Annotated in this window: 9 protein-coding genes; 6 read left to right on the forward strand and 3 right to left on the reverse strand. The window is 66.0% G+C overall.

Features of this window, described 5'->3' with window-relative positions:
• The first annotated feature begins 103 nt into the window (after positions 1-103).
• The 4 genes from hemE to F6X42_RS01335 all read left to right on the forward strand — a co-directional run bounded on the left by hemE (position 104) and on the right by F6X42_RS01335 (position 5,794).
• A complete protein-coding gene (hemE, locus tag F6X42_RS01320; RefSeq protein ID WP_187632465.1) occupies positions 104-1,204 on the forward strand; it encodes a uroporphyrinogen decarboxylase in 1,101 nt (366 codons plus the stop codon).
• 467 nt (positions 1,205-1,671) lie between these two features.
• Positions 1,672-3,918 carry a primosomal protein N' gene (locus F6X42_RS01325; RefSeq protein WP_187632466.1) on the forward strand — a complete coding sequence of 749 codons (2,247 nt, stop codon included), beginning with the start codon at positions 1,672-1,674 and terminating at the stop codon, positions 3,916-3,918.
• Positions 3,919-4,088: 170 nt separating this feature from the next.
• Complete coding sequence (locus F6X42_RS01330; protein ID WP_187632467.1) at positions 4,089-5,519, forward strand: YeiH family protein; 1,431 nt, start codon at positions 4,089-4,091, stop codon at positions 5,517-5,519.
• Between the two features lie 5 nt (positions 5,520-5,524).
• Positions 5,525-5,794, forward strand: coding sequence for a hypothetical protein (locus tag F6X42_RS01335; RefSeq protein ID WP_187632468.1), 270 nt, complete (start codon positions 5,525-5,527; stop codon positions 5,792-5,794).
• A gap of 121 nt (positions 5,795-5,915) precedes the next feature.
• Here the strand turns inward: F6X42_RS01335 and F6X42_RS01340 are convergent, their stop codons facing one another.
• Positions 5,916-6,086, reverse strand: a complete 171-nt coding sequence (locus F6X42_RS01340; protein WP_187632469.1) for a hypothetical protein — start codon at positions 6,084-6,086, stop codon at positions 5,916-5,918.
• Between the two features lie 323 nt (positions 6,087-6,409).
• Here F6X42_RS01340 and putA point away from each other — a divergent pair, with 323 nt between their 5' ends.
• Both putA and F6X42_RS01350 read left to right on the forward strand, forming a co-directional pair.
• Positions 6,410-10,348 carry a trifunctional transcriptional regulator/proline dehydrogenase/L-glutamate gamma-semialdehyde dehydrogenase gene (gene putA, locus F6X42_RS01345; protein ID WP_187632470.1) on the forward strand — a complete coding sequence of 1,313 codons (3,939 nt, stop codon included), beginning with the start codon at positions 6,410-6,412 and terminating at the stop codon, positions 10,346-10,348.
• Positions 10,349-10,435: 87 nt separating this feature from the next.
• Positions 10,436-11,584 carry a branched-chain amino acid ABC transporter substrate-binding protein gene (locus F6X42_RS01350; protein ID WP_187632471.1) on the forward strand — a complete coding sequence of 383 codons (1,149 nt, stop codon included), beginning with the start codon at positions 10,436-10,438 and terminating at the stop codon, positions 11,582-11,584.
• Between the two features lie 99 nt (positions 11,585-11,683).
• Here the strand turns inward: F6X42_RS01350 and F6X42_RS01355 are convergent, their stop codons facing one another.
• On the reverse strand, positions 11,684-13,417 hold the full coding sequence (locus F6X42_RS01355; RefSeq protein ID WP_187632472.1) for a thiamine pyrophosphate-binding protein: 1,734 nt from the start codon (positions 13,415-13,417) through the stop codon (positions 11,684-11,686).
• Positions 13,418-13,655: 238 nt separating this feature from the next.
• Positions 13,656-15,044, reverse strand: coding sequence for an L-serine ammonia-lyase (locus F6X42_RS01360; RefSeq protein ID WP_187632473.1), 1,389 nt, complete (start codon positions 15,042-15,044; stop codon positions 13,656-13,658).

A 15,044-nucleotide genomic window follows, 5' to 3' on the forward strand; every position in this document is an offset into this window, starting at 1 on the left:
CCGAGACGCGCCGCCGCCACAATGATTACCTCGTCACGCGCGATGTCCGGAGCCGCGTCCGGTAAAATGCTCTATTGCCCTCAGCTCTTCAGCCGCACGCAACGTGACCCATCAACTCCTGAACGACACTTTCCTGCGCGCGCTGCTGCGCCAGCCGACCGATTACACGCCGATCTGGCTGATGCGGCAGGCTGGCCGTTATCTGCCGGAATACAACGCCACGCGCGGCCGCGCGGGCAGTTTCCTCGGTCTCGCGAAGAACCCGGCTTTCGCGACGGAAGTCACGTTGCAGCCGCTCGATCGCTATCCGCTCGACGCAGCGATCCTGTTCTCCGACATCCTGACTGTGCCCGACGCGATGGGCCTCGACCTCGAGTTCGTCAATGGCGAGGGGCCGAAATTTGCCCGTCCGGTTCGCACCGAAGACGACGTCGCGCGCCTCGCGGTGCCGGACATCGACGCGACACTGCGCTACGTGACCGACGCCGTACGAGAGATCCGCTCGGCGCTGAAGGATGCGCAAGGCCGCCAGCGCGTACCCCTGATCGGCTTCTCAGGCAGTCCGTGGACGCTCGCGTGCTACATGGTCGAAGGCGGCAGCTCGGCGGACTTTCGCACGATCAAATCTATGCTGTACGCGCGTCCCGATCTGCTGCGGCGGATTCTCGAGGTCAACGCGGGTTCGGTCGCGGCATACCTGAACGCGCAGATCGAAGCGGGCGCGCAAGCGGTGATGATTTTCGACACATGGGGAGGAGCGCTCGCCGATGGCATCTATCAGCGTTTTTCGCTGCGCTACATCGAGCAGGTGGTCAGTCAGCTCAAGCGCGAGCACGACGGCGAAAAAGTGCCCGTGATCGCCTTTACGAAGGGCGGCGGCCTGTGGCTCGACGACATCGCCGCGAGCGGCGTCGACGCGGTCGGCCTCGACTGGACCGTGAACCTTGGCAAGGCGCGCGAGCGTGTCGGCGGCAAGGTGGCGCTTCAGGGCAACATCGATCCGTCGGTGCTATTTGCGCCGCCTGCCGCGATCCGCATGGAAGCGCGCGCGGTGCTCGACAGCTTCGGCAATCATCCCGGTCACGTTTTCAATCTGGGCCACGGCATTTCGCAGTTCACGCCGCCCGAGCATGTGGCCGAACTGGTCGATGAGGTGCATCGACACAGTCGCGCTATTCGTAGCGGTGCACACACGCCGGCGTGACGCTGTCATAGTTACCGTTTTTTGTTGCGCTGCAGCGAATTGGGCTCTCGGCCTAAGGGACATGAGATCCGCGAAGTGGCCGCCAAATGGCGGTCTTGTGAAAGTCAAGAGTCGACTTATGCACACTTCGCACGCTGCGGCGCGGTAGAGGCTTTAATCGTGCCCCGACCCTTGCACATACTCGGCGCATTTGATCTAAGCCTTGTCCGGCATGGGTTTGCGGGGAGCGCGGGCAAATGTGCGGAAGCCCACACAAGGCCGTCACGACGCCGTTTGCGGCCCGTCGAAGCGAAGTTCTCAACAAAGTTATCCACAGGACCGCGAGTCGAGCCGCAATTGTTCAGTCGAATCCAAAACTTAGCGGTGAAATTAAGGTTTTACTTTAACTTCCGCGCCTTCGCGTGCCGCGCGACGCAATCCGCGCCGCGCTTGGGCGTCGTGCCGGCTCACCTTGTGCGCTACGCCGGATGAGCGAAGTGTTCGTCCGAGTCGCGCTGGACCATCCGCTGCCGACGCTGTTCGACTACCGCTGCGGCGCGTCCGATGCGGCTGTGGTTGGCACGCTCGTCAGCGTCCCATTCGGCAAACGCCACGTGGTGGGGCTCGTCTGCGAAGTGGCCGCTCACAGCGACGTGCCGGCCGAGCGTCTCCGAGATGTGGATAAGGTCTGCACGGCGTGTCCGCCGGTGTCGGAACATTGGCTCGCGCTCGCCTCATTCGCCGCTGACTACTATCAACGCGGTCGGGGCGAAGTGGCGCTGCCCGCGCTGCCGCAGGCGCTGCGCGACGCGTCGCGCTGGTCGCGGCTATTCGCGCCGGAAGTGCGCTATCGGCTGACGGCAGAGGGCCGCGCGGCGTTGCCCGACGCATTGCCGGCCCGCGCGACTGCGCTCAGAAAGCTCGCTCAGGCCCTCGCCGAAGCCGACTTCCTGTTTGCCGCCGACGCCCGCGCGCTGCACCCGAAGGCGCTGGCAACGCTCGACACATGGCGGAGCGCAGGTTTTGTGACGCTCGAGCTGATCGACGCCGCCGCGGTGCCCGCCGCCGCGTCACTGCCGGACGCGCCCACCCCGGCTCTGCCGACCCTCACCGACGAACAGGTCAGCGCCGTCGAAGCGATCCGCGACGCCGACGGCTTCGCGCCGTTCCTGCTGCACGGCGTGACCGGCAGCGGCAAGACCGAAGTGTACCTACGCGCGCTCGCGGCGGTTCTGGCCGCCAAGCCCGACGCGCAAGGGCTCGTGCTAGTGCCGGAGATCAACCTGACGCCGCAGTTCGAGGCGGCGTTCCGCGCCCGCTTCGCCGCGCTCGACGCCAGCGCGATTGTCACGCTCCATAGCGGCCTCGCCGAAGGCGAGCGCGCCCGCAACTGGTTCGCCGCGCACACCGGCCGCGCGCGCATCGTGCTCGGCACGCGGCTCGCGGTGCTTGCGTCGCTGCCACAGCTGGCAATCATCGTCGTCGACGAAGAGCACGATCCGGCCTACAAGCAGCAGGAAGGCTTGCGCTATTCGGCGCGCGACCTCGCGATTTATCGGGCGAAGCAGCTCGGCGTGCCCGTCGTGCTGGGCTCGGCGACGCCGTCGCTCGAAAGCTGGTGGCAGGCCGACCAGGGGCGTTACAAGCGGCTCACGTTGTCGCGCCGGGCTGTCGCCGACGCTGTGTTGCCGACCGTGCGGCTCATCGACCTCGAGGACGAGCGCCGGCGCGGGCGGGCGTCGATCGAAGGCCTGTCGGGTCCGTTGATCGCGGCGGTGAAGGCGCGGCTCGAACGCGGCGAGCAGAGCCTCGTGTTCCTGAACCGTCGCGGCTACGCGCCGCAACTCGCCTGCGACGCGTGCGGCTGGGTGGCGGGTTGTCCGCGCTGCAGCGCCTACGTCGTGCTGCACAAGCCCGAGCGCGCGTTGCGCTGCCATCACTGCGGCTGGGAGTCTCGCATCCCGCGCTCGTGCCCGGAGTGCGGCAACGTCGACATCGCCCCGCTCGGGCGCGGCACGCAGCGCGTCGAGGAGACGCTTGCGAGCGCGGTGCCAGGTGCCCGCGTGCTGCGTATCGACGCCGACAGCACGCGCCGCAAGGGCAGCGCGCAGGCGCTGTTCTCGGACGTGCACGCGGGCGAGGTCGATATCCTGGTCGGCACGCAGATGATCGCGAAGGGCCACGATTTCCAGCGCGTATCGCTGGTTGGAGTGCTCAACGCCGATACAGCGCTCTTTTCGCATGATTTCCGTGCGAGCGAGCGCCTGTTCGCGCAACTGATGCAAGTGAGCGGCCGCGCGGGGCGCGGCGGTCTGCCGGGCGAAGTGCTGGTGCAGACGCGCTACCCGCGTCACGCGCTTTATCACGCGCTGGGCCGTCACGACTACGTCGGCTTCGCCAATGCGACGCTCGCCGAGCGACGCGACGCGCACCTGCCGCCGTTCGTCTACCAGGCGCTGCTGCGCGCCGAAGGCCGCACGCTCGAAGCGGCGCTCGCGTTTCTGCAGCAGGCCGCCGCCGAGCTCGCGCAGATTCCAGCCGCCGAGCGCGTCACGGTCTACGACGCGGTGCCGCTCACGATCGTCAAGGTGATGCATGTGCATCGCGCGCAGTTGCTGATCGAAAGCGCATCGCGCGCCGCGCTGCAGGCCACGCTGCGCGCGTGGCAGCCACTGTTGCGCTCGCTCAAGGGCGTGCTGCGCTGGAACCTCGAAGTCGACCCGCTCGACATCTGACGCCACCGGGCAGATTACGCCCGCCATACTTCTTTGCGTCATATCCATAGAGCGAATGATCGTTTCGTTTTGCGCTGGTGCTCGCCTATAGTCGCGAAATCGGCGCGTTTTCGGGGCTAAACGACAACAATTGCACGCCGATGCCAGTCAACTTTCTCGGGGCATCTGCAATGAGCAACACTCATCACACCGTGCCGGCGGGCGCCGCGCCGGGTCAGCGGCAAGGTACACAAAACGCGCAAACCGAGCGGGGCAGCGGCTTTTCGCTGACGGAAGACTGGCTTGCCGCTGGCGTCGGCCTGCTCGTGATCGTGATTGCGTGGGCGCTGTTCGCGTCGGGCAGCAGCATCAAGTGGCTCGCGGTCGCGCCGACGAAATGGTCGAGCGTCGCGCAGGCCGCGCAGGACATCGGCAAGCATCTACCCAACTACGTCGCGCTATTTGCGACGTTCGCCGTGCTGTTCGGCGCCAGCGTCGCGCTGCTCAGGCAGCGCGTCGGCGCGTTTCTGACCGCCTTCGTCGTCGTGTTCGTCGCGTCCGCGCTGATCCTGACGCTCGGCGCGTGGGTCGACGCATCGAAGTACAACCTCGAGCCGCCGCTCGTCGCGCTCGCGCTCGGACTGATCGTGTCGAACCTGTTCACGCTGCCGGAGTGGCTCGCGGCGGGGCTGCGCGTCGAGTTCTACATCAAGGTCGGCATCGTGCTGCTCGGCGCGACGCTGCCGTTCACACTGCTCGTATGGGCCGGCCCAGTCGCGGTCGTACAGGCGAGCATCGTGTCGTTGGTGACGTTCTTCGTGATCTTTCTCGTCGCACGGGCGTTTGGGCTCGATCGACGCTTTGCCGCCGTGCTCGGTGTCGGCGGCGCGGTGTGCGGCGTGTCGGCGGCGATCGCGATTGCCGGCGCGGTACGGGCGAAGCGCGAGCAGGCGTCGGTGGCGATCACGCTGGTCGTGCTGTGGGCGATCGTGATGATCTTCGTGCTGCCGTTCGCGTCGCGCTCGCTCGGACTGCCGACAGCCGTCGCCGGCGCCTGGATCGGCACCTCCGAGTTCGCCGACGCCGCGGGCATCGCCGCCGCCCAGGCCTACGGCGATTTCGCGCGGCACGCGGGCGGTGCGATCGCCGGCGCGCCGGAAGCGTCGTTGCAGGCCTTCACGCTGATGAAGGTGGTAGGCCGCGACATCTGGATCGGCATCTGGGCGTTCGTGCTCGCGATCGTCGCGACGACACGCTGGGAAACGCAGGATAGCGGCATCACCGCGCGCGCGAATGCCGGTGAGATCTGGGCGCGTTTCCCGAAGTTCGTGATCGGTTTTGTGATCGCGTCGGCGTTGGTCACGTGGATCGCCAGCCATTATTCGCTCGCCGACTACCGCAAGGTCGTCACGCCGGAGTTCGTCGCGCCGATCACGGTGCTGCGCACGTGGGCGTTCACCTTCTGCTTCCTGAGCATCGGTTTGACGACGCGCTTCCGCTCGCTTGCCGCGACCGGTCTGAAGCCGTTCCTTGCTTTCACGGCGGGTGTTGCGGTCAATATCGCGATCGGCTATGCGCTATCCGCGCGCGTGTTCGCGTCGTACTGGAACAGCCTCGGATAACGCCCGTGAAGATTTCGACGGATCGTGACGCCGACGCCGCGGCGTACGTTGGCGCAGTAGAGCGAAGCAGCGCGCCGTGCTGCGGCGGATGCCGGCATCGCGTGAACGAACGGGATGCGCTCGAGCAGCGTATCCCCGGGCTCGTCGCATTCAGTTCGGGTTTCGGCGCGAGCGTCGCCGATAGCCGGTTGTGTCGTCTGCACGATCAGCTCGTGTCGCCCCGCGACGTCTGTGCGCGATTCGAGTCGATTGCGCCGCCACTCGGGCGGCGCTGACCCAACAGCGACCATCAGGCGCAATCCTGGCGCGCCAGTCTGCCCGCGCCAATCCTGTCGCAAGTCCACCGATCCGCGCGCGCATCCGGCTTGATGAGCCGTCGCGCGCGCTTTTCTGATCTCAGTCGTTCAGCGCGTCGCGCGTATTACCCGCCGATCCACGCGAGGCCGCGCTGCCAGGCTTGCGCTCCTCTTCGCGCCGATTCGAGCCGCCGGTCGCGCCTCGAATGAAAAATACCGCACAGGCCGCACACATCGCCCAGATGCCCAGTATTACCAGCCACTTTTCCATCACACCAACCCTCGGGAACCCCGTTTATCTTTTCTGCGTGCCCTGAAACCGACGTTTCGGGCCGCTCGTCGCCGTGCTTCTGTATATCGGCGCGCGAAGTCGTTTGATAAGGCTTATTTCAAAAAGAATCACGCCAGGGAAAATACCGATCGCATACTCACTGGCCCGAGTGCCGGCCATCTTCCGGAAACCCGCGCCCACCAAGGCTTCTGGCGGGGTGCAACCATTGACCGGGTTTGGTTGCACCTTTTTATTTGGAGGCGTACGATTCGCCCAACTTTTAGTCTTTCGCCAGGCTCGCGCCCGGTATCAAAGAAGGAAACATGGCTAGCACCACTCTTGGCGTCAAGGTCGACGACCTCCTGCGTTCCCGGCTCAAAGATGCCGCCACCCGCCTGGAGCGCACCCCGCACTGGTTGATCAAGCAGGCGATCTTCGCGTACCTCGAAAAGATCGAGCACGGCCAGTTGCCGCCCGAGCTATCGGGTGCGGCCGGGACGGCCGACCTCGCCGACGGCGCGGCGGTCGAGAGCGAGGAAGACGGCGCGTCGCATCCGTTTCTCGATTTCGCGCAGAACGTGCAACCGCAGTCGGTGCTGCGCGCGGCGATCACCGCCGCGTATCGCCGCCCCGAACCCGAGTGCGTGCCGTTCCTGCTCGGCCAGGCGCGTTTGCCCGCCAACCTCGCGGGCGACGTACAGGCGCTGGCCGGCAAGCTCGTCGAAACGCTGCGCTCGAAGAGCAAGGGCGGCGGCGTCGAAGGGCTGATCCACGAATTTTCGCTGTCGAGCCAGGAAGGCGTTGCGCTGATGTGCCTCGCCGAGGCGCTGCTGCGCATCCCCGACCGCGCGACCCGCGACGCACTGATCCGCGACAAGATCAGCAAAGGCGACTGGAAATCGCACGTCGGCCAGGCGCCGTCGTTATTCGTCAATGCGGCGACTTGGGGGCTGATGATCACCGGCAAGCTGGTGACGACCAATAGCGAGGCGAACCTGTCGTCGGCGCTCACGCGCCTGATTGGCAAGGGCGGCGAGCCGCTGATCCGCAAGGGCGTCGACATGGCGATGCGCCTGATGGGCGAGCAGTTCGTGACCGGCGAGAACATCTCCGAAGCACTCGCGAACAGCCGCAAGTACGAGGCACGCGGTTTCCGCTATTCGTACGACATGCTCGGCGAAGCAGCCACCACCGAGGCCGACGCGCAGCGCTACTACGCGTCGTACGAGCAGGCGATCCACGCGATCGGCAAGGCTGCGGGCGGCCGCGGCATCTACGAAGGCCCGGGCATCTCGATCAAGCTGTCGGCGCTGCATCCGCGCTACTCGCGCGCGCAGCAGGAACGCACGATGAGCGAGCTGCTGCCGCGCGTGCGCTCGCTCGCGATCCTCGCGCGCCGCTACGACATCGGCCTCAATATCGACGCCGAGGAAGCCGACCGCCTGGAACTGTCGCTCGATCTGCTCGAAGCGCTGTGCTTCGATCCGGAGCTGCAAGGCTGGAACGGTATCGGCTTCGTCGTGCAGGCGTATCAGAAGCGCTGCCCGTTCGTGATCGACTATCTGATCGATCTTGCGCGCCGCAGCCGTCACCGCGTCATGGTGCGGCTCGTCAAGGGCGCGTACTGGGATTCGGAAATCAAACGCGCGCAGGTCGACGGCCTCGAAGGCTATCCGGTCTACACGCGCAAGATCTACACCGACGTGTCGTATCTCGCCTGCGCGAAAAAACTGCTCGGCGCGCCCGATGCCGTCTACCCGCAGTTCGCGACGCACAACGCGCATACGCTGTCGGCGATCTATCACCTCGCGGGCAACAACTACTACCCCGGCCAGTACGAGTTCCAGTGCCTGCACGGCATGGGCGAGCCGCTGTACGAAGAAGTCACCGGCCCGCTGTCCGCTGGAAAGCTGAACCGCCCGTGCCGCGTGTACGCACCGGTCGGCACGCATGAGACGCTGCTCGCGTACCTCGTGCGCCGGTTGCTCGAGAACGGCGCGAATACGTCGTTCGTGAATCGCATCGCCGACGAATCCGTCGCGATCAACGACCTGGTCGCCGATCCGGTCGAGGAGGCGTCGAGGATCGTGCCGCTCGGCGCGCCACACGCACGTATCCCGCTGCCGCGCAATCTGTACGGCGCCGAGCGGCTCAATTCGATGGGCCTTGATCTGTCGAACGAACATCGACTCGCGTCGCTGTCGTCGGCGCTGCTCGCGAGCGCGCATCATCCGTGGCGCGCCGCGCCGATGCTCGAAGACAACCAGATCGCGGTCGGCGCTGGGCGTGACGTGCGCAACCCGGCCGACCAGCGTGATCTCGTCGGCACGGTCGTCGAAGCGACGGCGGAGCACGTGAGCGCCGCGCTTGGGCATGCCGTGGCCGCCGCGCCGATCTGGCAAGCGACGCCAGTCGAGGCGCGCGCCGATTGCCTCGCGCGTGCCGCCGATGTGCTCGAAGCGCAGATGCACACGCTGATGGGCCTCGTGGTGCGCGAAGCGGGTAAATCGCTCGCCAACGCGGTCGCGGAAATCCGCGAGGCGATCGACTTCCTGCGCTACTACTCGACGCAGATCCGTGACGAGTTTTCGAACGACACGCATCGGCCGCTCGGTCCGGTGGTCTGTATCAGTCCGTGGAATTTCCCGCTGGCGATTTTCATGGGGCAGGTGGCCGCCGCGCTCGCGGCTGGCAACACGGTGCTCGCGAAACCGGCCGAGCAGACGCCGCTGATCGCGGCACAGGCGGTGCGGATTCTGCGCGAAGCGGGCGTGCCGGCGGGCGCGGTGCAGCTGCTGCCTGGCAATGGCGAGACGGTTGGCGCCGCGCTGGTCGCCGATCCGCGCACGCGTGCGGTGATGTTCACCGGTTCGACCGAAGTCGCGCGTCTGATCAACAAGACGCTGTCCGGCCGACTCGATCCGGATGGCAAGCCGATTCCGCTGATCGCCGAAACCGGCGGCCAGAACGCGATGATCGTCGACTCGTCGGCACTTGCCGAGCAGGTCGTCGCCGACGTGCTGCAATCGTCTTTCGACTCTGCCGGTCAACGGTGTTCGGCGTTGCGCGTTCTTTGTTTGCAGGACGATGTCGCGGACCGCACGCTCGAAATGCTGACAGGCGCGATGCGCGAACTCGCGCTCGGCAACCCGGACCGGCTGTCGACCGACGTCGGCCCGGTGATCGACCTCGACGCGAAGCGCGGCATCGACGCCCACATCGCGGCGATGCGCGACAAGGGCCGCAAGGTAGAGCAACTGACGCTGCCGGACGGCGCGACGCAAGGCACCTTCGTGCCGCCGACGCTGATCGAGCTCGACAGCATCGACGAGCTGAAGCGCGAAGTATTCGGCCCGGTGCTGCATGTGGTGCGCTATCGCCGCAGTCAGCTCGACAAGCTGCTCGAACAGATTCGCGCGACGGGTTACGGTTTGACGCTCGGCATCCACACGCGCATCGACGAAACGATCGCGCACGTGATCAGCCGCGCACACGTGGGCAACATCTACGTGAACCGCAACGTGATCGGCGCGGTGGTCGGCGTGCAGCCGTTCGGCGGCGAAGGGCTGTCGGGCACGGGACCGAAGGCCGGTGGCGCGCTGTATCTGCAGCGTCTGCTCGCGACGCGGCCGGCTGGTTTGCCGAAGTCGCTCGCGCAGGCGCTGGTGGCCGAAGTACCGCAGACGACGGAAAAGCGCGACAATCCGGCGGCCGCGCTGAGCGCGTTGCGCGACTGGCTGATCGCCGAGCGCGAGCCGCAGCTCGCCGCCCGTTGCGATGGCTATCTGACGCATGTGCCGGCGGGCGCGACCGCGGTGCTGTCGGGGCCGACCGGCGAGCGCAACACGTATACGCTCGGTCCGCGTGGCACGGTGCTGTGTATCGCGTCGACGGCGAGCGGCGCGCGCGTGCAATTCGCGGCGGCGCTGGCGACGGGAAATCGTGCGTTGTTCGAAGGCGCGGCCGGTGAACAATTGGTCTCGCAACTGCCCGCGTCGCTGAAGGCGCACGCGAGCGTCAAGAAGAACGCCGATGCGCCGTTCGACGCCGTGCTGTTCGAAGGCGACAGCGATGAGCTGCTCGCGCTCGTGAAGGAGGTCGCGAAGCGCGCGGGGCCGATCGTGTCGGTGCAGGGCGTCGCGGCTCGTGCGCTCGCGAGCGGCGACGAGGACTACGCGCTCGAGCGTCTGCTCACCGAGCGCTCGGTCAGCGTGAACACCGCGGCGGCAGGCGGCAATGCGAATTTGATGACGATCGGCTGAGCCAACCTCGGCGGTCCATTCAATAGAACGGAAGCGGCACGGCGACCCCGAATCCGCTTCATCCACACCTGGTATCAAGGAGAAGCTATGCAACACAAAATGAAACAGCTGGCAGGCGCAGCTCTGGTTGCCGCCATGTCGCTGGCGGGGACGGCCAACGCGCAATCGACGGAAGACGTGAAAATCGGTTTCGCCGGTCCGATGACGGGCGCACAGGCGCACTACGGCAAGGACTTCCAGAACGGCATCACGCTCGCGGTCGAAGATTTCAACGCGACCAAGCCGGTGATCGGCGGCAAGCAGGTTCACATCGTGCTCGATTCGGCCGACGACCAGGCCGACCCGCGCACCGGCACGACGGTCGCGCAAAAGCTCGTGGATGACGGCATCAAGGGCATGCTCGGCCACTTCAACTCGGGCACGACGATTCCGGCCTCGCGCATCTACGCGAACGCGGGCATTCCGCAGGTCGCGATGGCGACCGCGCCGGAATACACGCAGCAGGGTTTCAAGACCACCTTCCGCATGATGACGTCCGACACGCAGCAAGGCTCGGTGGCCGGCACGTTCGCGGTGAAGAACCTCGGCATGAAGAAGATCGCGATCGTCGACGATCGCACCGCTTACGGCCAGGGTCTTGCCGATCAGTTCGAGAAGGCTGCGAAGGCGGCGGGCGCGACGATCGTCGATCGTGAATACACGAACGACAAGGCCGTCGACTTCAAGTCGATCCTGACCAAGCTGAAGTCGACAAACCCGGATCTGATCTACTACGGCGGCGCGGATTCGCAAGCGGCACCGATGGTCAAGCAGATGAAGCAGCTCGGTGTGAAGGCCCCGCTGATGGGCGGCGAAATGGTCCACACGCCGACCTTCATCAAGCTCGCCGGCGACGCGGCGAACGGCACAGTGGCCTCGCTCGCCGGTCTGCCGCTCGATGAAATGCCGGGTGGCAAGGCGTACGTCGAGAAGTACAAGGCGCGCTTCAACGAAGACGTGCAGACGTATTCGCCGTACGCCTACGATGGCGCGATGGCGATGTTCACCGCGATGAAGACCGCGAACTCGACCGATCCGGCCAAGTACCTGCCGGTGCTCGCGAAGACGTCGAAGCCGGCCGTGACGTCGGCTGACCTCGCGTACGACCAGCACGGCGATCTGAAGAACGGCGGTATCACGCTGTACAAGGTCGTCGATGGCAAGTGGACGACGCTGCAAAGCGTGGGCGGCAAGTAAGTCTTTTGCCGACCGCGTTTGAATCATAAAAAACCCCGCTTCGGCGGGGTTTTTTATCGGCTGCGCGGTTGACGCCCTGGCAGGCCACGCGGACCATCTTCACTCCCCGCGCATCTTCCTCCCCTGCTCACGAATCATCTCGAGCGTCGCCGCGGGCGTGCTCGCTTCCTGCGGCATGCGAATCTCGATCACGGCCGGCAGCTGCGATTCGATCGCGCGTTGCAACGCCGGCAGAAAATCCCCGGTGCGTTCAACGGTTTCGCCATGTGCGCCGAACGATCGCGCGAATGCCGCGAAGTCCGGATTCGTGAGAGCCGTGCCATGCACGCGATGCGGATAGTGCCGCTCCTGATGCATGCGGATCGTGCCGAAGTGACTGTTGTTGACGACGATGAACAGCACGCGCAGGTCGTACTGCATCGCTGTCGCAAGCTCCTGCGCGGCCATCATGAAGCAGCCGTCGCCGGCGAGCGCGACCACCGCGCGTTGCGGATAGAGCGACTTCGCCGCGAGCGCCGCCGGCACGCCGTAGCCCATCGCGCCGCTGGTCGGCGCGAGCTGCGAGCGGAAGTGTCGATACGAGAAATGTCGATGCAGCCACGTCGCGTAATTGCCCGCACCGTTCGTGACGATCGCGTCGTCGGGCAAGTGCGCGCGCAACTGCTGGATCACTTCGCCCATCTGCACGTCGCCGGGAATCGGGCGCGGCTTGCGCCATTCCAGATACGCGCGATGCGCTTGCTCAGCGGCGCCGGCCCAGACGAGCTTGCCGGACGACGACCACTTCAGCTCCGCAAGCATCGCCGCAAGCTCAGGCATGCCGGAGACGATCGGCAGATCGGCCGCATACACACGCCCAAGTTCGTCCGCGCCCTGATGCACGTGCACGAGCGTCTGCCTGGTCTTCGGAATGTCGAGCAGCGTGTAGCCGTTGGTCGTCGCTTCGCCGAGCCGCGGACCGAGCGTGAGCAGCAGGTCCGCGTCGCGAATGCGCTGCGCGAGCGCCGGATTGATGCCGAGACCGACGTCGCCCGCGTAGTTCTGATGGTCGTTATCGAAGGTGTCCTGGAAGCGGAACGCGAGGCCGATCGGCAACTGCCAATTTTCGATAAAGCGCCGCAGGTCCGCGCAGGCGGCCGGTGTCCAGCCGCTGCCGCCGGCGATCACCATCGGCCGTTGCGCGCCTTCGAGCAGTTCGCGCAGCTTCGCGATCTGTGCGGCCGACGGCGACGCCGCCACGCGCTGATAAGCGGGCGCGCCAGGCACGGCGTCGCAGGCATCGCTCAGCACGTCTTCGGGCAGCGCCAGCACGACCGGCCCCGGACGGCCCGACGTAGCCGTGTGAAACGCATGGCTCAGATATTCGGGAATCCGCTTCGGATCATCGATCTGCGCGACCCACTTCGCCAACTGACCGAACATGCGCCGGTAGTCGATCTCCTGGAACGCCTCGCGATCGAGATGCTCGCGCGCGCATTGGCCAATCAGCAGGATCATCGGCGTCGAGTCCTGAAACGCGGTGTGCACGCCGATCGACGCATGCGTCGCGCCCGGTCCGCGCGTGACGAGCGCGACACCCGGGCGGCCGGTCAGCTTGCCGACCGCTTCGGCCATGTTCGCCGCCGCGGCTTCGTGACGGCAGACGACCGTCTGGATACGCGCGGTTTCGTCGTGAAGCGAATCGAGCACGGCGAGAAAGCTTTCGCCGGGAACGCAGAACACCCGGTCGACGCCGTGCGTGAGCAGCGCATCGACGACGAGGCGCGCGCCGGTGGTGCGTGCGGTATCGGAAGCGGAAATGGCATGGGAAGTGGGAGCATTCGGCAGCGACATTGCGAAGAAGCCTCCTGGCAGGGCGTGAGTGCGTTGGCATGGAGCCGCATCGACGGAACACGCGGCAGCGGCCGATGGGCGCTTCGACAGCTTACGCCGGGCACGTGGGCGCTGTCATGGCGCAGCGCAACTGTTTGATCGATGGATGCGCGACGGGATCGCTCAAATGAAAACGCGGGCCCCAAGGCCCGCGCTTTTCCGATGCGATTGCATGCAATTCAATGCGGCGCTCAACCACTCAACACTCGACGATATTCACCGCGAGTCCGCCGCGCGACGTTTCCTTGTACTTGGTCTTCATGTCCGCGCCGGTTTCGCGCATCGTCTTGATCACCGAATCGAGCGACACGTAGTGGCTGCCGTCGCCGCGCAACGCCATGCGCGCGGCGTTGACCGCCTTCACCGATGCCATCGCATTGCGCTCGATGCAGGGAATCTGCACCATGCCGCCGACCGGATCGCAGGTGAGACCGAGGTTATGCTCCATGCCGATTTCCGCGGCGTTCTCGACCTGCTTCGGCGTGCCGCCCATCACGGCGGCCAGCGCGCCAGCGGCCATCGAACACGCGACGCCGACTTCGCCCTGGCAACCCACTTCCGCGCCGGAGATCGACGCGTTCAGCTTGTACAGGATGCCGATCGCGGCGGCCGTCATCAGGAAGTCGATCACGCCCTGCTCGTTCGCGCCCGGCATGAAGCGCGTGTAGTAATGCAGCACCGCCGGAATGATGCCGGCCGCGCCATTGGTCGGCGCGGTGACGACGCGTCCGCCCGCGGCGTTCTCTTCGTTGACGGCGATGGCGTACAGATTGATCCAGTCGACCATCGACAGCGGATCCTGCAACGCGCGCTCCGGATTGCCCGTCAACGCGCGATACAGTTGCGGCGCGCGCCGCTTGACCTGAAACGGGCCGGGCAAGTGACCATCGGCATCGGGATTGTTGATGCCGCACCCGCGCGCGACGCACGATTGCATCACGTCCCAGATTTTCAGCAGGCCGGCGCGCGTTTCTTCCTCGCTGTGCCAGACGCGCTCGTTTTCCCACATCAGCTGCGCGATGCTCTTGCCGCTCGACGCGCACAGCGCGAGCAATTCATTGCCGGTGCGAAACGGATGCGGAAGTTGATCGACGGCGCTCAGCACTTTCGTGTTCGGCGCGCCGGCCGTCACGACGAAGCCGCCACCGACCGACAGGTAGGTCGACTCGCGCAGCGTCGCGCCTTGCGCATCGAAGGCGAAAAGCTTCAGGCCGTTCGGATGCTCGGGCAGCGCCTGGCGATAAAACGCGATGTGCTCTTTCTGCACGAACGGCACGTCGTGCGTGCCGAGCAGCGCAAGCGTGCGCGACACGCGCACCGCATCGAGCCGCTGGGCGATGGTGCCGGGGTCGACGGTGTCGGGCGCATCGCCCATCAGGCCGAGCATCACGCCGCGATCGGTGCCGTGCCCTTTGCCGGTCGCGCCGAGCGAGCCGTAAAGCTCCGCTTTCACCGATGCGGTGGTATCGAGCAGCCCGTCGCGCTCGAGTCCCTGGACGAACATCAGCGCCGCGCGCATCGGCCCGACCGTATGCGAACTCGACGGACCAATGCCGATTTTGAAGAGATCGAAGACGCTGACTGCCAT

The sequence above is a fragment of the Paraburkholderia podalyriae genome (assembly GCF_014397785.1).
GTDB classification, from domain to species: Bacteria; Pseudomonadota; Gammaproteobacteria; order Burkholderiales; family Burkholderiaceae; genus Paraburkholderia; species Paraburkholderia podalyriae.